This is a genomic window from Phnomibacter sp. (assembly GCF_036803085.1).
Taxonomy (GTDB): domain Bacteria; phylum Bacteroidota; class Bacteroidia; order Chitinophagales; family Chitinophagaceae; genus Phnomibacter.
The window spans coordinates 193,603-213,542 of record NZ_DAIRUZ010000009.1 but is presented as its reverse complement, the minus strand read 5'-3'; the positions used below and the strand labels follow the sequence as shown (position 1 = coordinate 213,542).

At 48.7% G+C, this 19,940-nt stretch carries 21 protein-coding genes; 7 read left to right on the top strand and 14 right to left on the bottom strand.

Going from position 1 to position 19,940, the window contains the following annotated elements; genetic code table 11:
• Window positions 1–15: 15 nt before the first annotated feature.
• The 3 genes from V7Q13_RS16315 to V7Q13_RS16305 form a co-directional block, all read right to left on the bottom strand.
• Window positions 16–1,539, bottom strand: a complete 1,524-nt coding sequence (locus V7Q13_RS16315; protein WP_333801735.1) for a M20/M25/M40 family metallo-hydrolase — start codon at window positions 1,537–1,539, stop codon at window positions 16–18.
• 133 nt (window positions 1,540–1,672) lie between these two features.
• A complete protein-coding gene (locus V7Q13_RS16310; RefSeq protein ID WP_157480304.1) occupies window positions 1,673–2,023 on the bottom strand; it encodes an MmcQ/YjbR family DNA-binding protein in 351 nt (116 codons plus the stop codon).
• 128 nt (window positions 2,024–2,151) lie between these two features.
• On the bottom strand, window positions 2,152–2,766 hold the full coding sequence (locus V7Q13_RS16305) for an L-threonylcarbamoyladenylate synthase (RefSeq protein ID WP_333801734.1): 615 nt from the start codon (window positions 2,764–2,766) through the stop codon (window positions 2,152–2,154).
• Window positions 2,767–2,866: 100 nt separating this feature from the next.
• Here V7Q13_RS16305 and V7Q13_RS16300 point away from each other — a divergent pair, with 100 nt between their 5' ends.
• The 3 genes from V7Q13_RS16300 (at window position 2,867) to V7Q13_RS16290 (ending at window position 4,881) form a co-directional block, all read left to right on the top strand.
• Entirely contained in the window at window positions 2,867–3,658 is a 792-nt protein-coding gene (locus V7Q13_RS16300) for a phosphatase PAP2 family protein (protein ID WP_333801733.1), read from the top strand.
• Window positions 3,659–3,965: 307 nt separating this feature from the next.
• A complete protein-coding gene (locus V7Q13_RS16295) occupies window positions 3,966–4,571 on the top strand; it encodes a NifU family protein (RefSeq protein ID WP_157480804.1) in 606 nt (201 codons plus the stop codon).
• Window positions 4,572–4,713: 142 nt separating this feature from the next.
• Complete coding sequence (locus tag V7Q13_RS16290; RefSeq protein ID WP_333801732.1) at window positions 4,714–4,881, top strand: hypothetical protein; 168 nt, start codon at window positions 4,714–4,716, stop codon at window positions 4,879–4,881.
• A 116-nt stretch (window positions 4,882–4,997) separates the two neighbouring features.
• Here V7Q13_RS16290 and V7Q13_RS16285 read toward each other — a convergent pair whose 3' ends face one another.
• Together V7Q13_RS16285 and V7Q13_RS16280 are read right to left on the bottom strand one after the other, a co-directional pair.
• Complete coding sequence (locus V7Q13_RS16285; protein ID WP_333801731.1) at window positions 4,998–5,480, bottom strand: DUF4199 domain-containing protein; 483 nt, start codon at window positions 5,478–5,480, stop codon at window positions 4,998–5,000.
• Window positions 5,481–5,667: 187 nt separating this feature from the next.
• Entirely contained in the window at window positions 5,668–6,078 is a 411-nt protein-coding gene (locus V7Q13_RS16280; protein ID WP_333801730.1) for an OsmC family peroxiredoxin, read from the bottom strand.
• Window positions 6,079–6,137: 59 nt separating this feature from the next.
• Here V7Q13_RS16280 and pnuC point away from each other — a divergent pair, with 59 nt between their 5' ends.
• Window positions 6,138–6,767 carry a nicotinamide riboside transporter PnuC gene (pnuC, locus tag V7Q13_RS16275; RefSeq protein WP_333801729.1) on the top strand — a complete coding sequence of 210 codons (630 nt, stop codon included), beginning with the start codon at window positions 6,138–6,140 and terminating at the stop codon, window positions 6,765–6,767.
• Between the two features lie 35 nt (window positions 6,768–6,802).
• Here pnuC and V7Q13_RS16270 read toward each other — a convergent pair whose 3' ends face one another.
• Window positions 6,803–7,423 carry a hypothetical protein gene (locus V7Q13_RS16270; RefSeq protein WP_333801728.1) on the bottom strand — a complete coding sequence of 207 codons (621 nt, stop codon included), beginning with the start codon at window positions 7,421–7,423 and terminating at the stop codon, window positions 6,803–6,805.
• 28 nt (window positions 7,424–7,451) lie between these two features.
• Window positions 7,452–7,799, bottom strand: a complete 348-nt coding sequence (locus V7Q13_RS16265; protein ID WP_333801727.1) for a Rieske (2Fe-2S) protein — start codon at window positions 7,797–7,799, stop codon at window positions 7,452–7,454.
• A 98-nt stretch (window positions 7,800–7,897) separates the two neighbouring features.
• On the opposite strand from V7Q13_RS16265, the gene V7Q13_RS16260 reads away from it, so the two are divergent.
• Window positions 7,898–10,432 (top strand): ATP-dependent helicase, encoded by a 2,535-nt coding sequence (locus tag V7Q13_RS16260; RefSeq protein ID WP_333801726.1) that lies wholly within the window; start codon window positions 7,898–7,900, stop codon window positions 10,430–10,432.
• Between the two features lie 69 nt (window positions 10,433–10,501).
• On the opposite strand, the gene V7Q13_RS16255 is transcribed toward V7Q13_RS16260, so the two are convergent.
• The 6 genes from V7Q13_RS16255 to rpmH all read right to left on the bottom strand — a co-directional run bounded on the left by V7Q13_RS16255 (window position 10,502) and on the right by rpmH (window position 14,075).
• Window positions 10,502–10,789 carry a CDGSH iron-sulfur domain-containing protein gene (locus V7Q13_RS16255; RefSeq protein WP_333801725.1) on the bottom strand — a complete coding sequence of 96 codons (288 nt, stop codon included), beginning with the start codon at window positions 10,787–10,789 and terminating at the stop codon, window positions 10,502–10,504.
• 51 nt (window positions 10,790–10,840) lie between these two features.
• Window positions 10,841–11,758 carry a methylmalonyl Co-A mutase-associated GTPase MeaB gene (meaB, locus tag V7Q13_RS16250; RefSeq protein ID WP_333801724.1) on the bottom strand — a complete coding sequence of 306 codons (918 nt, stop codon included), beginning with the start codon at window positions 11,756–11,758 and terminating at the stop codon, window positions 10,841–10,843.
• 33 nt (window positions 11,759–11,791) lie between these two features.
• Window positions 11,792–12,070 (bottom strand): membrane protein insertion efficiency factor YidD, encoded by a 279-nt coding sequence (yidD, locus tag V7Q13_RS16245; protein WP_442958264.1) that lies wholly within the window; start codon window positions 12,068–12,070, stop codon window positions 11,792–11,794.
• Between the two features lie 5 nt (window positions 12,071–12,075).
• Window positions 12,076–12,513 carry a ribonuclease P protein component gene (rnpA, locus tag V7Q13_RS16240; protein WP_333801723.1) on the bottom strand — a complete coding sequence of 146 codons (438 nt, stop codon included), beginning with the start codon at window positions 12,511–12,513 and terminating at the stop codon, window positions 12,076–12,078.
• A 25-nt stretch (window positions 12,514–12,538) separates the two neighbouring features.
• A complete protein-coding gene (locus V7Q13_RS16235) occupies window positions 12,539–13,822 on the bottom strand; it encodes a serine hydrolase (RefSeq protein WP_333801722.1) in 1,284 nt (427 codons plus the stop codon).
• Window positions 13,823–13,919: 97 nt separating this feature from the next.
• Entirely contained in the window at window positions 13,920–14,075 is a 156-nt protein-coding gene (rpmH, locus tag V7Q13_RS16230; RefSeq protein ID WP_137261727.1) for a 50S ribosomal protein L34, read from the bottom strand.
• A gap of 431 nt (window positions 14,076–14,506) precedes the next feature.
• On the opposite strand from rpmH, the gene V7Q13_RS16225 reads away from it, so the two are divergent.
• Window positions 14,507–17,824, top strand: coding sequence for a TonB-dependent receptor (locus V7Q13_RS16225; RefSeq protein ID WP_333801721.1), 3,318 nt, complete (start codon window positions 14,507–14,509; stop codon window positions 17,822–17,824).
• Window positions 17,825–17,891: 67 nt separating this feature from the next.
• On the top strand, window positions 17,892–18,761 hold the full coding sequence (locus V7Q13_RS16220) for a glycerophosphodiester phosphodiesterase family protein (RefSeq protein ID WP_333801720.1): 870 nt from the start codon (window positions 17,892–17,894) through the stop codon (window positions 18,759–18,761).
• On the opposite strand, the gene V7Q13_RS16215 is transcribed toward V7Q13_RS16220, so the two are convergent.
• Complete coding sequence (locus tag V7Q13_RS16215; RefSeq protein WP_333801719.1) at window positions 18,751–19,938, bottom strand: Wadjet anti-phage system protein JetD domain-containing protein; 1,188 nt, start codon at window positions 19,936–19,938, stop codon at window positions 18,751–18,753. The genes V7Q13_RS16220 and V7Q13_RS16215 overlap by 11 nt on opposite strands.
• Window positions 19,939–19,940 lie beyond the last annotated feature (2 nt).

Genomic DNA, 19,940 nt, shown 5'->3' with positions numbered 1-19,940 from the left:
ATCGTTATTTATCAATTAATGCACACCCATGACAGCTGCCATGGTTACAATGCCTTCCAGCAAAAAACTGATCTGCAGGTTTTCGTTTTCGGCATGCTGGTTGTTGTCGTAGTTCACAATGCCAATGCTCACCGGCAGCGATTGTAAAATGGTTTCAAACATGTAGAGCGGCAGGCTTCCACCCACGGTTGGTATTTTAATCACCGCATCTGTTGTGGTAGATTGAATGGCCGCAATCACCTGTTGAGCAATGGGCAAATCCATCGGCGTTTTCTGTGCTGGGTACGCACCATCGTTCATCGTTAGTTTGGCAATCAGCGGATATTTTTTCCGCTCCTCTGCGGTGGGCTCATGGTCGAGTATGGTATAACCCTTGCTTTCGATGTAGCGTTTTACTTTGTTGAATTGCCCTTCAACCGTATTCCCTTTTACCAGGCGCAAATCCAATGCTGCCGTGGCTTCGGCAGGAATGATGTTGCTGGCCATGCTGCCCACATTCATAGCCGCAAAACCGTTGATGTTGAGCGTAGGAATATTCAGCAACTCCTGAAAATTGCGGCCATCGCCATCCGGATGAATCATCATCAATTCTGTTTGCAGCGTAGGCACCACATCGGGTATTTGTGCAATGGCTTCCTTTTCTGCTTTGCTTAGCGGCTGCACATCGTCATAAAAACCGGGGATGGTGACCATGCCTTTGTCATCTTTCATGCTGGCCAGTAGTTGCGCCAATCGCATGGCGGCATTCGGCGCCCAGTTGCCATAGTTGCCACTGTGCAAGGGTCGTGCTGAAGCGTACACTTTCAGTTCGGCGTTTATATCGCCCCGTACCCCAAACACCAGTTGCCTACGACCCGTTACATGGCGGGCACCATCGCATATCATCCATAGGTCGGCTTTCAGCAAAGCTTTGTGTTGGGTAAAATAATCGTCGAGGTGTATGGAGCCCACTTCTTCTTCGCCTTCAAAAATGAACGTGAGATTTGCCTTGGGTTGCTGACCCGATTGTTTCATCAACTCGTAGGCCGCAATGATGGCAAACACCCCCGCTTTATCATCGGCACTGCCGCGGCCATAGAGTCGCATTTTTTCTGGAATGACCGCAGGCACCGCATTGCCGGGTACAAAACTGCCGCCACGGTCGAGGCGGTCGGTGGTGAGCTGTGGCGTAAATGGCGACAAACCCTTGGCCCATTGGGCGGGGTTCACGGGCTGGCCATCGTAATGCGCATAAAAACCCATGGTGGTGGTGGCACCGGGCACTTTTACCTGGCCCACTACCAGCGGGCTGGCACCTTTTATGGGCAAGGTGAGAATTTGCGTAGCAATGCCCCGCCGCTCCATCATTTGCTGGATGAAAGCCGCATTGCGGTGAATGTTGATGCTATCGCCCATCACATTGGGAATGGCCACAAACTGCATGTACTCCTGCAACAATTGCTGCTGGCGCTGCTGCACCAATTGACGTACTTTATCGGCTTGTGCCTGTGCAAAAAGGCTGCACAAAAGCAGAACAAAAAGAGGCAGGCTTCGCTTCATCACGGTTGGTGAAAATTTGCGGAAAGCTATGGAACAAGTTTCAGAGTTTACGGGTTCACTACTTGACTAGTTCAAGGGAAATCAAAAACATGAATTTCCTGATGAAACCTGTGGAAGAAAGTTGCTGACTTTCTCAAAGGCCGTGCATAGCCCGCAGTTTTTTGGGTAGCGACTGTACCACCAAATCGTAGGAGTCTTTGGTCCATTGGAGCAGCAGCTGATTGGATATGCTGCCATCTATCAATACCGTGTTCCAGTGTTGCTTGTTCATGTGGTAGCCGGGCAGTACGGCGGCGTATCGTTCCCGCAACTCAATGGCCTGCTCCGGGTCGCACTTCAGGTTGATGCTTTCAAACACCGTCATGTTGGCGAGGGCAAACATTTTGCCAGCTACTTTAAACACCAGCGTGTCTTCATCAAATGGCAGGGTTTCTTCTGTAGCCGGTAGCGAGAGGCAGTATTGGCGAAATTGTTCGAGGTGCATTTTGGAGGTTGGGAGGTTAACGTGTTCACTAGTTCACAAGTTGATTGGTAAAAATTAGATGGCGCCTTACCACTTCCTCATTCCTTATTTCTTATTCTTTATTTCTTATTCCTTATTGCCGTTTACATTCACTCTTCCCAATCGCCCTTTCCTTTCCGTATTACCACGGGGCTGTCGGAGGTGAGATCTACTACGGTTGATGGTTCTATTTCACCCATGCCGCCATCTACTACCATGTCTACCAAACGTTCAAAGTTTTCCAAAATCAGGTCGGGGTCGGCCAGGTCCTCGGGCAGCTCGGCCGGTACGGAGGCCGATAAAATAGGATGCCCCAATGCTTCGGCTATGGCGAGAGCAATGTTGTTTTCGGGCACCCGCAAACCGATAGTCGATTTTTTGCTCTGCATCATTTTGGGCACTTCTTTGCTGGCCGGCAAAATAAACGTAAACGGACCGGGCAGGTGCTGCTTCAGCAAGCGGAAAGTGGGCGTATCCAACTGGCGGGCATACTTGCTCAGGTCGCTCAAATCGTGGCACACAAAACTGAGCAGCGCCTTGGCCGGATCGCTGTTTTTAATGCGGGCAATTCGGGTGAGTGCCTCCCGGCTGTGCATGCTGCAGCCAATGGCATACACCGTGTCGGTGGGATAAATAATAACGCCATCCCGCAGCAGGCACTCCACCACCTGTGCTATCAACCGGGGCTGCGGATTATCGGGATGAATGCGTACATGAATAGCCATAGCCGGAAAGGTAGCTCAAATGCCCGGTTTACAACCGTTTGTACCTAAGCTGTGGCAATTTTTGGTCGGTATGCAGGTATGCCTGTATATTAGTTGGGTCGTGATTACAACCAACCTGATAGCACCCTTAAGCAAATGGCTGCTGTGGCCCATGGCCCTGCTAGGCTGGCAGCAAACTGCCCATGCACAGCTCAGCAAAAGCGACACTGCCAACTATATTCAATCGTATTGGTACAATGGCATTGGCCTGTTGAAACGCCCCTTGCACTACAACGCCGAGCAATGGATTACTGTCAGTGGCTCACTGGTGTTTGCAGGCTCTATGATTGCCTTGGATGAACCCATTAATATACCCCTGCAAACCTGGAATGGCCCCGATGCTGTACACTTTGGCAAAGCCGGCGATTTGGCCGGAGGATTGCCTGTGCAGCTGGGCATTAGCGGCAGCGCCATTTTACTGGGGTCGGTGGCCAAACAACCCGGCCTGCTGCAATTTGGCCTCGATAACCTGCAGGCACAAGCCATGACCGGCGGTGTTACACTCTTGATCAAAAATCTTTTTCACCGTGCCCGCCCCGAAACCGGCAGTGGTGCTTTTCGCTGGTACGGGCCCATCAACGGTTGGGGCAACGAAAGCTTTTACAGCGGCCACACGGCCATGGCTTTTAGTACGGCCAACATGATTTTTTTGCACAGCAAAAAGAAATGGTGGGTAGGCGTACTGAGTTTTGGTGCCGCTACTGCTGTGGGCATCAGCCGCATGCAGCAGCAAAAACACTGGAGCAGCGATGTGGTAATGGGCGCCATTATGGGCACTGCCATCAGCAGCTGGGTGTACAAGCAGCAAGAAAAAAGAAGAACCGCGAGGAATCAGTTGAAGCTGACTTATTGAGCTGCATTCATGCACATCCAGTTTTTTAGCGACAGTTGTCGCTGCAGCACGGCATCCCCGACAGGAGTCGGGGACGATGTGAATGGTCATCGTCTCCCGAGGAGGACTTCCTGGTTGCCAGCATCATGCTGATAAGTAAGTACCACAGCCGTGCATCTTCTTTCATCCTCTTTTCGAAAACAGGAAAAAAGCCCCCGCAATGGGGAGCTTAACCAAGCTTTACCACGCCCAAGCCGGTCAGGGTTTTACCTTTACCGCCGTATATTTTTCGGCCATTTGCGCCAAACCTTCGAAATTTGACCTCATTATGATACAGACAGGCAATCCCGTAATCAGCATTTATACCGAAATGACGCCCAACCCCGAAACCATGAAGTTCGTGGCCAACAAACTCCTGTACCCGGGCAAAAGCATCGATTTTCCTGATGAAGCCAGCGCCGCTCCTTCGCCCCTGGCCAAAGAGCTGTTTACCTTTCCTTTCATCAAAAGCGTTTTCATCGCCAGCAACTTCGTTACCCTCACCAAAACCAACGAAACGGAAGAGTGGATGGACGTCATCCCTACCGTGAAGCAGTTTTTGAAAGAATACCTCGAAAACGGCGGTGTGGTGGTAAACGAAGAAGAACTAGCCGCCAGCAAAGCCCAGAAAGTAGCCAGCAACACCGTGGCTGCCGATGACGATGACGTGGTAAAACGCATCAAGGAACTGCTGGAAAACTACGTGAAGCCCGCTGTAGAAATGGACGGTGGCGCCATCCAGTTTAAAAGCTATACCGACGGCGTGGTAAACCTGGCCCTGCAAGGCAGCTGTAGCGGTTGCCCCAGCAGCATGATTACCCTCAAAGCCGGCATCGAAGGCATGATGAAGCGCATGATTCCTGAAGTACAAGAAGTAGTGGCAGATGCTGAATAAGCAATGTGCTAATTGGATGATGTGCTAATTAGCTAATGCAATACAGTTCGTATTTTCCAGCAACGTCTCTCGCAGAGGACGTTGCGTTACATAAAAAGTCCTGTGGCAGTTATACTTGCCGCAGGACTTTTACTTTTGTGCCATGTTACAATCTACTTTCTCCTCGCTGCTGCTGCAGATAGATACCACCAGTGCTGAGTATAAGTTCGGTTATCAGGTTGGCTCCTGGTTGCCGTTTATCGTGTTACTCTTTATCACACTTATTGTGGTTATCATCATCATGCGCAAACGCCGCAAGCAAGGAAGATAAAATGCTCATGTGCTAACATGCTAATGACATACAGCCTTGTCATTGTAACTGTCATGCATGTAACCACAGTGCTGGCTTCTATTACTGGTTCTTCCGCGCCTTTGCGTTGACCTCTATTACACCAATTTCTTGCGGCTGACAATCAACGCTATTAATGCCGAGGTAACAATTCCCGTAACTGGTGCAAACATCAGCGAACTGATGATGTAGTTGCGCAGGTTGAAATACGCAGCAGCTTCTTCAGCTGTCATTAGTTTTTGCGCCACACTGTAGTCCGTTACGTTTTTAAAATAGCCGGGCGAAATAATTTCTACCGACACATACTGCCACAGCGGCGTCAGTACTGTAATAAACAAGGTCATCAGCAGACCGCTGACAAAAGCTTTTTTAAACGTGATGGTGCCGCCATTGGCTTTACGCTTGGCACTCAAAGCAAACCAATACACCGCAATGGCCACAATCATAAACAGGTTGGTAACAATGGGATGCATGTCGATGTGTTTGTCGTGCAGGCCGGTTAGTTTTTCCAGCAGCATCCATGCCATGCCAGCCACTATAAAAATGACGGCCCATTTTATTTCATGTGCTATGTTTTTCATACGCAAGGGTTGTTTTGAAAAATGAGGTTGCCTTCGTTTTTTTCGCACGGAGGGCACAGAGCTCACGAAGAAGATTGAAGAATCAGACTATACATCATTTGTATTTATCGATGCGACCACCGCATCTCCGCGGTAAAATCTGTCAGCAAAAAACTCCACGTCTTCGTGTCACCGCGTTGCTAACAATTTATACCAATGTTGCTTCCGAAGTAATGCTGCAGTTATACAACTTCGAGATGGGGCAGTTGGCTTCAGCATCTTTTACGGCGGCAGCAAACTGCTCTGCTATAGCTCCGGGCACTTTGCCTGTTACAACGAGGTGGCTGTTGGTAATCGTGCCATTATCCAGCGTAATGGTACAGGTCGTTTCCAACGATTCGGGCGTTAGTTCCATACCACCGAGCACAAAGCTGAGCTTCATGGTGAAGCAGCCCGCATGGGCAGCGGCGACCAGCTCTTCGGGGTTGGTGCCTACGCCTTCTGCAAAACGGCTGTTGAATGAATATTGCGTTTGTTGCAGCACGGTGCTTTGTGTAGTGAGGTGGCCATGGCCTTCTTTACCAGAACCGTTCCAAACGGCAGTTGCATTTCTTTTCATGGGAAGTCATTTTTTTAAGGAATAGTAAGATAGCATATTTGTGCCCCAACAAGTGCCGAATGCAGGAACTATTTCAACAAGTCTGGAGCGGTTTGCAGCAAACCACGCCCCTCGAATTTGTGGCCGTGATAGCCGGTATAGCCAGTGTGTTTTTTTCCCGCAAAGAGCACATCCTTGTGTATCCGGTGGGTTTGGTCAACACCATCATTTTCATTTACCTCTCTTTCAAATACCACTTGCCCGGCGAAGCGGTGGTCAATTTTTACTACACGGTCATGAGCATTTACGGCTGGTGGTTGTGGGCCAAAAAAGACCAGCAACAGCAACCCGTAATGCATGTGAGTTTCAGCAGCCGCAAAGAGTGGCAACAGCAGTTGTTGTTTGCCACCGTTTGCTATTTGGCTCTCTACGGTTTTATATTACTGATGCGCCAGTGGTTTGCCAAAGAAGCCATTCCATGGGCTGATGCTTTTGCCAGTGCCACTGCATTTACCGGCATGTGGCTCATGGCCAAAAAGAAAGTGGAAAGCTGGTACTGGTGGATGGCTACCAACATTGCCAGCATACCCTTGTACTTTGTAAAAGGGCTGGTGTTTACCAGTGTGCAATATGTGGTGTTGCTACTACTGGCGGTAGCCGGCTGGTGGGCGTGGAGGGCAAAAGCGAAGAACAATGTGCCAATTAGCTAATGTGAAAATGTGCTAATGAAAAAACAATAGATTTCCTATTTCCCTGCGGCTTTGCGCAGTTCTTCCATCCATTCCACAATCAGCACAGTACGGTATCCGTTACGCATTTTTTCCAACCCAATCATCAGGCTGAGTTGCCACGCAGTGCGGGGTACGGGCGGCAGTGCAAACAAAAAAGCATCTACGAGATTGTCCGGTTTGTTGGGCGGCAATTCAGCAGGGTCCACCGGCAGCAGTGCAATGCTCACACTGTCGGAAAATGGTAACACGCAACCATTAATCTGTTGTAGTACCCGATTCATCTGGCGGTTGGCATTTTGCAAATCTGTTAGTGGTGCAAAGTTGGCGATGTACTGCCAGCTGTCTGTTTGCAGCGTATCTCTACAATCAGTAGCATGTTCTACTTCGGTGGTTTGTGCATCGGCCCAGGGCAGGCGGGTGCTGTAGCGTTCGTGGCTAAACGTCCATACACCATTGGTTTGGTAGCCGTTGCTGCTGCGCAGTTTGGTATCGAGCAGTTCGGTTATGTGTTGTTGGGTAAACAAATACATCACTTCCCGAATGGCCGAGCATTGGCGGGAGTAACCTGTATCTGTTTGAGATAGCGACACAGATGCCACACCACTAGCCAACAAAAAGAAAACTATACGCAGCATGGTAGAAAGGTAGCACAGAATGCAACGATTACAGCACTACTTCAATGCCTACAAACAAACCATCATCGGTTTCTTTTACGGGGTAGGTGCGCAAAAAATAACCTTCGCCACTGGTATTGCGGCCCGTGCTCAGCGAAAACTTGTAGCGGTGCAGCGGGCACACCACATTGCCCAGCGCATCTACCCAGCCATCGGCCATGCGGCCACTGGCATGCGGGCATTTGGCAGCACAGCCATACAATGCTTGCTGGTGGCGGGTTATGCAAATGTCTTTGCCAGCCACCGATACCTGCACCAGGCTGCGGCCGGTATTGAACAACTCGGCGGTACTTTCGGCTACTTTAAACCAGCGGTATTGTTTATCAACAGCAGACATGCACCAAAGAAAGCTTTTTTATGCCAGTCGTGCCTTTGGCGTAAAAAATTATCCACCCGCTGGCAGGGCCCATGCAGGCAGTGTAAATTGCACCCCTTATGCAGGATATTTTAGCAGGATTGAATGAGCAGCAGCGGGAAGCAGTAACGCACAAAGACGGACCGCTGATGATTGTGGCTGGCGCAGGCAGTGGCAAAACCAAAGTACTCACCACCCGCATTGCCTACCTCATGGGGCATCACGGGGTAGATGCGTTCAACATTTTGGCCCTTACGTTTACCAACAAGGCCGCCGCCGAAATGAAAGAACGGATACAGAAAATACTGGGTAATGGCGAAGCCCGCAATTTGTACATCGGTACATTTCACAGTGTGTTTGCCCGCATACTGCGTGGCGAAGCACAACACCTGGGCTACCCCAGCAACTTTACCATTTACGATACCGACGATAGCCGCGGCGTTATTAAAACCGTGGTGCAAGAACTGAACCTTGATGATAAAACATACAAGCCCAACGTGGTGGGCAACCGCATCAGCGCTGCTAAAAACGCCCTCATTACCCCGGAGGAATACCTGAGCGACAGCCACATACAGGCAGAAGATGCCCGCCAAAACCGCCCTGCTATCGGCCGCATTTATGATGCCTATTGCAAACGCTGTTTTAAAAACGGCGCCATGGATTTTGACGACCTGCTGCTGAAGATGTATGAACTGCTGCGGGATTTTCCGCCGGTGCTCCATAAGTACCAGCACAAATTCAAATACGTGATGGTGGATGAGTATCAGGATACCAACACCACTCAGTACCAGATAACCAAACTGTTGGCCGCAGCCCACGAAAACCTTTGCGTGGTGGGCGATGATGCACAAAGTATTTACAGCTTCCGTGGTGCTACCATCGAAAACATATTGCAGTTTCAAAAAGATTACGAAGATGTAAAAGTGGTGAAGCTGGAACGCAACTACCGCAGCACCGGCACCATTTTGAACATTGCCAACGAGGTCATCAAAAACAACAAGAACCAATTACCCAAAGAGCTGTGGACCGAAGCCGAAGCCGGCGACAAAGTGAAAATTGTGCGGGTCATTAGCGACAACGATGAAGGCCGGTATGTGGCCGATGCCATTCAGGAAAACAAACTGCGCAATCATTTCAGCAATGGCGATTTTGCCATTTTGTACCGTACCAATGCGCAAAGCCGGGCTTATGAAGAATGCCTGCGTCGTTCCAATATTCCGTACCGCATTTATGGTGGCATCAGTTTTTATCAGCGCAAAGAAATCAGGGATTTTATTGCCTACCTGCGGGTGATAGTGAACACCCGTGATGAAGAAGCATTGAAGCGCATCATCAACTACCCGGCAAGGGGCATTGGCAAAACCAGCATTGAAAAACTGGTGATTGTGGCCAATGAAAAAAACATGCAGATGTGGCAGGTGCTGGAGCAGGCGCAAAACGTAGGCATTCGTGGTGGCAGCCTCGAGAGCATGCAAGCTTTTGTGCAAATGATCAAGTATTTCCAGAGCATGCTCAAAACCAGCAATGCGTATGAAGTAGCCTTTCAGGTGGGCAAACACACAGGTTTGGTAAAAGAACTCTTCAACGATAAAAGTGCCGAAGGTTTGGCCCGCTACGAAAACATTCAGGAGTTGCTCAACTCTATTAAAGAATGGGTAGACGATGCCGAAAACCGCAGCATGATTGATGAAGACGGTACGCTGATTGAAGACAGCATTACCCAACCAACCGCAGGTTATGTGGCACCAGAGACTGCACCAATACCAGAACGTGACACTACAGCAGCTACCACTTCTGGCGGCACTTTGTTCGAAATGGCATCAACCCCTGATAGCAACAGCCCTGCAAAAGATGCAGCTGCTACCGCATCATTGGGTACCTACCTGCAACAAATAACCTTGCTGACCGATGCCGATAAAAACGATGATGAAAATGCCGACGTCGTAAAGCTCATGACCATCCACGCATCAAAGGGGCTGGAGTTTCCCTGTGTGTTTGTGGGCGGCATGGAAGAAACCTTGTTTCCCAGCGGCATGAGCATCAATACCAGAGAAGAGCTGGAAGAAGAACGTCGGTTGTTTTATGTAGCCGTAACCAGGGCCAAGAAAAAACTGTGGCTCACGTATGCGCAAAGCCGCTACAAATTTGGACAGGTGGTGGCCAATGAGCCTAGCCGCTTTTTGGAAGAAGTACCCGGCCAATATGCCGATCGTACTATGGCCGGTGGTGGCCTGCGCAATCAGGGCGGCATGGGCTTTGGTGGTGCCAGTGCCTTTGAACGATTGCATGGTGGCGGCCGTGGCGGCAGCAACAGTGCCGCTGCTGCAGAGCGTCGTTACGGAGCGCCTCCGGGCAAGCAAGCCGCCAGCACAAAGCCAAGCTACGTTGGACCAGCACAACCACCCAAAGTGGTGGAGCATACACCATCCTCCGACTTTGTAGCCAGCGATACCAGCGGCCTTAAAGAAGGCGATAAAGTAGAGCACCAGAAGTTTGGTTTTGGCGTGGTCATCAAAATGGAAGGGGCGGCACACAACCCCATTGCCACCGTGAAGTTTGATCAGAATGGTGAAAAGAAAATCATGCTGAACTATGCCAAGCTGAGGATTTTGTAATTGGCATGTATACCGAAACAAAAAGAGGAACTGCAACCAGTTCCTCTTTTTTATTGCTGAAAAATTTCATCAGGCTTTTACATGCTTGTGGCTGCCATCGCAGAAAGGCGGATTTTTGGTTTGCTTGCAATTACACAGCCATATTTCTTCTGTTTTTTCGGCAGTAAACTTCAGGCTTACAAAATGCTTTTGCAATTCGCCGTTGGCGTCTTCCGTCCAGCAGGCTTTGTGGCCACCATCGCAAAGCGGTTGCTTTTCGCTGAGGCCGCAGGTACACCAGGCATAGGTTTTACCGGCTTCCACTTGTACAGCGGTGGGTTCGCATTTGGCTACTTTGGGCAATTGAGTATAATCCATGTTGTGTTTATGTTTTGGTTATTGTGAATACAATTGATAGCAACGGAATGTTTATGCCTGCACGTACTGCCGTACAAATTGATACAAATTAAACTCGCTGTGCAGGCTTTCGGCAATGGCTTGTTTTAGTTGCGCCTTGCTCAAGTTTTTCATGCGTTGCTGCTGTATCAGGTGCCATGCTTTTTCGGCCAGCAGCCAGCTGCGGCGTTCGTTGGTGGCGCCTAATTGTAGCACATTCGTTATGGCTATAGTCAGCGCATCAATACCTTCCCGTTGCTGGGCGATGGTTTTTACTACCGCTATTTCATGCTGCCTGGTCATAAAGGCCGGGGCCAGCATTTGGCGCAGGTTTTTTACAAACATATCCGCATCGGGGCGGTCGGCTTTGTTGACCACAAACACATCCGCTATTTCCATCAGGCCGGCTTTCATGGTTTGAATTTCATCGCCGGCTTCGGGCACTACCACTACCACGGTACAATCAGCCAGGCCCGCTATTTCCACTTCGCTTTGGCCCACACCCACTGTTTCTACCAGCACATAGTCGAAGCCTGCGGCTTTCATGACATCTGTAATTTCTACAATGTGCGGATGCAGACCGCCCAGCGAACCGCGGCTGGCCAGCGACCGAATAAATACCTGCGGATGATTGTACCATTCACTCATGCGGATGCGATCGCCCAGCAAAGCACCCAGGTTAAAAGGCGAAGATGGATCGACACAGAGTACGCCTACTTTTTTGCCACCCGTTACCCAATGGTGGATGAGGCCATCTACCAGTGTGCTTTTACCAGCACCCGGCGGACCGGTAATGCCGATAACGGGTGTAGCCGATGCTGGCAATGCTTCCAAAAATTCAGCTGTGCCGGGCACATCATTTTCTACCAACGATATACAACGGGCCACCGCTTTGTGCTGGCCCTGCTGCAACTGCGGCAATAATGATGTGTTGAAATGATGTGCACTCATGAACTGGGTAAAGTTAGGTGTTGGCAACATCACTCACGGTACCGGATCGTAGCCACTGCCACCCCAAGGATGGCAACTGCTCACCCGCTTGAGCGACAACCAAAATCCTTTGAACGGACCGAATTTTTTAAACGCCTCCAAAGCGTACTGACTACAGGTGGGTGTGTACCTGCATTTTGGCCCCAGCCATGGGCTGATGACCAATTGATATAAACGAATGAGCACAATAAATGGAAATGCCAGCACGGTTTTCCACCAGGCGGTTTTTTGCACCGGTGCATCACCCATCGCTTCTTTACAACAACTCTTCATACCACTTATTTGGTTTCGTTTGTTGGCACATCAGTGCTTTGTTCTTCTTCCAGTTTTTTGCGCAGTCTTTTGAGGCAGTAGCGCATTTTATCGTACAGCAAATCATACGTAGGCATTTGCTTATCGAGGTATAAAAAAAATACGGAAACCTTTTTGCTCTTGGCGGTGGCAGTAGCTATCAACTCATGCTTTTGCAAGCGGTACGCTTCCCGCAGCAATCGCTTAATGCGGTTGCGGTCGGCAGCATGCTTAAAGTTGCGGGCACTGGCCGTTACACCTATTTGCACAGCAGCTGCATCTGTACTGCTGTCTGCAATGGTAAAAATCACTTTCACCGGAAACGCCGTAAATGCCTGTGCGTTAGCAAACAAGCTGTCGATCTGCTTGCGGCTTTTCAGCTTTTCTTTTTTACCCAATGTATTTTTTACAGCCGAAGTACTCATAATGATTGCGGCGCAAAGGTAGCCCTTAATTGTCCGCTATTTTGATGGCCGGCCGGCTATCGTTGGCATTGCGGGTACCGTAGGTCAGTTTAAACGCATCCAAATTGGGCTGCTGCTTGCGGGGGCGTTGCAATTCGTATTGGTAAATGGTTTGCCCGAGTTGATACAAAAACGGATGGCCAATATCTTCGATGTCGTATTTGTCATCGTTGAGCACACCGTCTTTGTTTACATAAATGGTAGCACTCAGCATATACTCCACCTTGTGGTTGAAGTCGGCCACGTAAGACACATCGGTGAGAAAGCCATAGGCCCAGCCCACTTTGTTGAACACCCGTACACCGGGCGGCATTCGGTGGCTGCCGTCGTAAAAGAAAAACTTCACATAGTTTTCGTAGTACGTTGCGGTGTCGTATTTGGGATTGTCGGTTTCGCTGGGGTAGGCCGACAGCCAGGTGCGTAAAAAGGTATAGTCGGCCGGCTTAAGCCGAAAGCGTTGACTCGTTGGTACCGACTGCGGAAACATCACTGATTGCAGCATTTGCTGAAAATCTTTCAGCGAAATATTGTTGTGCCAGCTAAAATCGAAAGGCTCGTTTACCAGGCTGTCGTATTTATTCAGATGAGCTTTGCCAATCAAAATCTTACGGCTGAAATCGAAAGTATCGGGGTTGTATTGTGCAGGCTGGCTATACAATCGTTTGCCTTTGGCATCGAAAAAACTTACCGGATTGGTATGGCGGTTTTGCTCTTGGGTAAGGCCCAGAAATTGGCGGGAAATGACCGCCGTGGGATAGCCCTTGGCCCGCAACTGCTGGTGAATGCGCTGCTGGCCCACCCATTGGTACAGGCGGTTGTAAGCATCGTTGTCGCTAATGAGAAACACCTTTTTGATAAAATGGGCAATGCTGGGCCATCCATCAGTGGCTGTTGTGTCTTTGTAAAAGGGCCGCTGCCAGGGTTGGCTGCTATCAATTCGCATATGCGTTTGCGCCGAAAGACCGGGAATGTTCAGGTCGTTCAGTTTTTCCAACGACAAAAAAGCCAGCGGCATTTTTACCATACTGGCCGGGTTGAAGTATAGCTGAGGATCGTAGTTGAAATAATAATGGGTAAAGCGGGGCTGGTTTTGAGCGTCGCGGTTGATTTGAGTGTAAATGATTTGGCAGCGGTATTCGGCCGGATTGGCCAATACCTGCTGCAGTGGCTGTGCGGGATTGGCCAGCAACAGGTGGTGCAGCAACGAATCGGTACGGGGCTGGGCCGCAGCCCCCAACCACAACAAACAACTGAATAAAACAATACGCACGGCTGAAAGATACAGCCGCGGGGCATGGGCACAAAAAAGCCCTCCGTTTCGGGAGGGCTATATGCGTTTGTCGGCGTACCCCCAGCGGGGCAGCGGATTACTTCAGTTTGCGTTCGTCGCTTACAGTCAGCTTATGACGACCTTTGGCACGGCGGCTGGCCAGCACTTTACGACCGTTGGCGGTTTGCATACGCTTACGGAAACCATGTACGCTTTTGCGACGACGGTTGTGCGGTTGGAATGTACGTTTCATGACTAATACTTTTTATACCCTTTGGTTGGTTTAAAATAAGGTGCTGCGGGAGAAGCGCAGCGGTTTATTTCAAGTTCACCAACAGGCCACCATGCCTGCCGTTTTGTGAAAGGACGGCAAAAGTAGGGAAGTTGAGGATAATGCGTGGAAAAATCTCTGTGCTGCTTTCTTCAACAAGTGTTTTAGCTGAGCAGCCATCCACACTCGGGTAACAATTTATTAATATGTGTTCAGTTATGCAATGGTTTTGCCTTTTGCGTTTCATCAAACGAATGCTTTATTCCATTTGGTTATAACTAAGAAATCCTCTGCTTTTTTGCGAAGCTCTATGCTTAGACGGCCATTTTGTTGGTTCCTTATTATTCTTTTAACATATTTGTGTGTCCAGTACTTTTGCAGCGTTTTTCGGAACAACAAAAAACTAAACATTTATGGGAAAAAGATTGCTGCTTGCTGCCATGGCAAGCCTTTTTTGTTTGATGGCCATTAGCCAGGTAACCACCAGTGCCATTACAGGTATGGTAAAAGGTCCTGTTAAGGAAGCACTGGAAGGTGCTACCATCACTGCGGTACACGTACCATCGGGTACCCGCTATGTAACCACTACCGGCAAGGGTGGCCAGTTTACACTGCCAGCTGTACGGGTAGGTGGTCCTTATCGCATCACCATTTCGTACACCGGCTATCAGGAGCGTGTAGAAAATGACGTGTTTGCTCCGCTGGGTAACACCGCCAACGTGGATGTGGTGTTGAGTACCAACGACAGCCAATTGCAAACCGCCACTGTTGTAGCCAACCGCAGTTCTATCATGAACTCAAAAGCTACCGGTGCCTCTGCTACCATTGGCCGCGAAGCCCTCAACCGCACCCCTACCATTGGCCGTACCGTAAACGACATTACCAAGTACAATGCGTACAGCAATGGTCGTTCTTTTGGTGGCCAAGACAGCCGCCTGAACAACTTTACCATTGATGGTTCTGTGTTCAACAACGGTTTTGGTTTGGGTAGTCAGGCACAAGCTGGTGGCCGTACCGGTTCTGGCGCCATCTCTTTGGATGCCCTCGAAGAAATTCAAATCAACATTGCACCTTTCGACATTCGCCAGAGCGGCTTTGCCGGAGCTGCGCTGAACGCCGTAACCCGCAGTGGTACCAACGACTTTTCTGGTTCTGTGTTCCGCTTTTGGAACAACCGCGACCTGGCCGGTACCGAAGCTGGTAAAAACAAAGTGCCTGCCACTCCTTTTAGCGTAGAAACCAATGGTTTCCGTTTTGGTGGCCCCATTATCAAAAACAAATTGTTCTTCTTCATCAACGGTGAATTTACCAAAGGTACCCGCCCTGCCCTCGACTGGCAGGCCAACCGCCCCGGTGTAACCGGTGGTGTAAGCCGTACCACTGCTGCCGATCTGGAAGACTTGAAGAAGTTTATGATGGACAACTTCAGCTACGACCTCGGTGCTATCGACAACTTCAACAACGAGTCGAACAGTAATAAAATGCTGGCCCGTGTAGACTGGAACATCAATGACCGTCACAAGCTGACCGTTCGCTATTCTCACCACGACAGTGAGAGTGATGTAATTGTGAGCAACAGTAACTCTGGCAACACTGCCGGTAACGGTAACCGCCAAAACCTGGCGCTGGCTTTGTCTGGTCAAAATACCGGTTATGGTATTCAGGACAATACCCGTTCTATTGTAGCTGAATTGAACAGCAACCTGAAGAACAAAGTATCTAACCAGTTCCTGGTTACTTACAACAAGCAAATTGAAGACCGCAGCTATAAAACAGCCGGTGTGTTCCCCACCATCGACATTTTGAAAGATGGTAGCACTTATACCAGCCTGGGTATGGATCCTTTTACACCCAACAACCGTTTGGATTACGCTACGTTTAACATCACCAATAACCTCACCTTCCTGCGTGGTAAGCATACCATTACCGTAGGTGCTTCTTTCGAAGCGTTCAAGTCGAACAACCTGTTCTTCTACGCTTCTAACGGTGTATGGACGTTCAACAGCATTGACGATTTCAAAACAGCCGCTCTTGCTTATAAGAACAACCCTAACCTGACTACTTCTCCTGTTACGCTCAACCGTTTCAACTATGCCTATACGCTGCTGCCTGATGGTAAGCTGCCTTGGCAAACGTTTAAAACACAGACTTACAGTGTATACGCTCAGGATGAAATTAAAGCCACCAACAACCTGCGCCTCACATTTGGCTTACGTTTGGATTACCTGAACGTAACCAACACTGCGGCTGATTACACCAATCCTGTAGTAGGTGGTTTGACTTTCCAAAACCCTGATGGTACCGGCACTAAAGTAAACACCGGTGAAATGCCTAAGGGTCGCTTGTATGCTTCTCCCCGTGTTGGTTTCAACTGGGATGTATTCAGCAACCGCAAAACACAAGTACGTGGTGGTACCGGTATCTTCCTGAGCCGCATGCCTTATGTACTCATCAGCAACCAACTGGGCAACAACGGTGTAAACATTGGTCGCCTCAACCTCACCGGTTCTGCCGCCAACAACTATCCGTTTACCCTCGATCCTACCCGCTATACACCTGCAACTACCAACATTGCAGCACTGCCCGCTTACAACGTAAACTATACCGATCCTAACCTGAAGTTCCCTCAGGTATGGCGTACCAACCTGGCCATCGACCAGCGTCTTCCTTTTGGCGGTGTAATTGCTACTGTTGAAGCCATTTACAACAAGAACCTGAATGCGCTGAACTATGTAGACCTGAACATGCGTGCCTCTAACGGCAGCTTTGCAGATGGTTCTGATCGTCGTATGATTTATCCTGCACTGGACCTCAGTGGTGCTGCAGCTTCTAACGCCCGTTTTGTGAATCCTCAGATTGGCAACTTGTTTATGCTCACCAACAACAATAAAGGGTACAACTACTCTCTTACTGCTAAGTTGGAAAAGCCCATCACCAAAAACTGGGGTGGATTACTCGGTTATACTTACGGTGTAGCCAAAGACATCTCATTTGTAGCCAGCACTGTAAATGCTAACGTTCCTACTATTTATGGTGTAAACTACCTGCGCAACAGCTTTAGCGATAACGACCTGCGTCACCGCATTGTGGGCAACATCAGCTATCGCCTCATGTATGGCAAAGGCATTGCCGGTGCTACCACCATTACCTTGGGTATGGTAAGTGCCAGCGGCTTTAAGCTCAGCTATACAGCCAGCAACGACATGAACGGCGACGGTCAAATCAACGACCTGATTTATGTTCCGAAGGCTGCCAGCGAAATGACCTTCCAGACATACACCAGTGGTTCTTCTACCTTTACCGCTGCACAGCAGCAGGCTGCTTATGATGCTTACATCAATAAGCATCCTTACCTGAGCGAACGCAGAGGTGGTTATGCAGAACGCAACGGTGCTGAATTGCCTTGGCTCACTCGTTTCGACTTTAGCGTAGAGCAAGACCTGATTGTAAAAATTGGTAAGAGCAAAAAAGCCAACACCTTCCGTTTCCGTATGGACATCCTGAATGCAGGCAACATACTGAACAAAGACTGGGGTGTAGGTAACCTGAGCACCACTTCTCAGCCGCTCAACTACCGTGGTCGCACTGCAGCTGGTGCACCTATCTACCGCCTGGCTACTCAGGTTGTAAATGGTACCACTGTATTGCTGCAAGATCCTTTCATCAAGTCGAGCACTATCGACGATGTATACCAAATTCAACTCGGCATCCGTTACATCTTCAACAACTAATCGTTGTTTCTTTCTTACAAAAAAAGTCGCTTCCGAAATGGAAGCGACTTTTTTTATTCCTTTACACATGCGTTTATCCGTTCTTCTTTTCCTCAGCATTGTTTGTACTGCGTGGTTACAGCAACCATCTTCATCTACCTGCAGCAAAAAAACCATGGCACAGTTGGTAGCCTATGCGCCTAACCGTACCGAACCCGTTTGGATGGCGCATCGCATGGCACCACCTGCGGTGGGCTATGCCGAAAATTCTTTGGCTGCCTTGCAAAGAAGCGTCACCCATTATCCATGTGCCATTGTTGAGCTTGATGTACGCATGACAACCGACAGTGTACTGGTACTACTGCACGACGATACGCTGAGCAGAACCACTACTGGTACTGGCAAACTACACCAACAATCTTTTGCACAAATACAAGGTTTGTGGCTAAAGGATAGCCGTGGCCATGTGCTGCAGGAACATATCCCTACTTTAGATGCCACTCTACGTGTTGCGGCCAGCAGCCATGCATTTCTTGCTTTGGATATGAAATCCGGCACTCATCCCGAACGCATGATGCAACAAGTAGCTAAACACAACATGCTGGAGCAGGTAATGGTGATATGCTATACCATTGCTGAAGCACAACGGCTGCATCAACTGTATCCCAACCTCATGCTAGCGTTGGGCTTCAACGATGCAGCACAAATAGCACAGGTACATCAAAGTGGTATTCATGCAGATCGATTAATTGCCCTTACACCCAGAGCCTTACAACCTGCCGATTATTACAGCGGTATTCATCAGCAAAACATTCCCACCTCCTTCAGTGCCTTTGGCGGAATGGATACCTTATCAAACGAAGCGTTACCTACAGCCTTTCAGGAAATGATGCAACGGGCCGGAGATATTGTTTGTACCGATAGCCTTGACCGCATGATGCGGTTGATTAAGCATTAAAGTGGTTGATGTGCTTTCGTAGTAACTCCAACATGAAAGGATGTGCAATTCGCTCCTGCTCCAACCGCATATTTTTGGTACAGCATTGTTGATACAACTTTTTTTCTGTAGCCGTAAGCAAATCCAATGTTCGTTCCTTAGCTCCAGAACCTTTTACTTCAAATTCCTTAAAAGCTTGATATGTTTCCTCATTCATGCAAAAAGAAATGGTTTGCGAAAAAAGCAATCTGAGTTGATGCAACATTTCAAAACCTTCGGCATCAATATCACCCCAGTATAGGATAGGTATTGGCGCCAGCCATTTCAGTTTTGATAATAAACTAACAGCCTTACCACTACCAAAGATTACTGCGGTGGATTCCATGTTGGGAAGCGTTAAAAACACTTCGGCATTTTCAAAGTTCTTTTTGTTTTCCAGCACAATTACTTTTTGCAATGGCCACTCAAGATTTGCCAATTCATCTACGGGTGCTTCTATATCAGTCATTCCGTTGTTATAGTAACGTGCGAAGGTTGCATCTAACAAACGAATACGGATACGGGCAGGAATGATCTTCAAGCCAAAGCGTAATTCAAACTGGCTTACGCCACTGTATTGCTGTTGAATAGCAGCTGGCGGCAGCACTTCGTTGAGCAGCTCATACAGCACAGCTTTATGCTGCTCAATAAACTTGGTATGCACCGGCACCGGAATTTCTCTGATAAAAATGCCCGGTGAAGCATTGGAAACAAAATAACTAACTACCGCCAACAGGCTATCCCAGTCAAGTTCATACTCCAGTATGCTGCTGGTATTATTGCTCATCCATGTTTTTAGTACAGGATAATGTTGCAATATTTTAGCCACGTTGCTGGTAAAGGATGCATACTCTTCCTGTTTGTTGAGATAGCCAATCAACTGTGCTTCATTATCAAAACTTATTTCCTTTATAACAGTTTGCACACCATGCTTACGCATGTGTAACTGAGTGTATGCAATGCTGTAGCCAAATTGATGATGCTCTCGGCTATGCGCAATAATGGGTTCAATTAAATCATGCCATTGCGACAACTCTTTGGGAAAAGTTTTATCAAAAGGAACAATAAGTGGAAAAATAGACTTCTGCTCCACATGTGCTTGCAACACTTTAGGATAAAGCTTCGTAATCTTCTTTTGTAAATCAACAAAGGAAATCATAA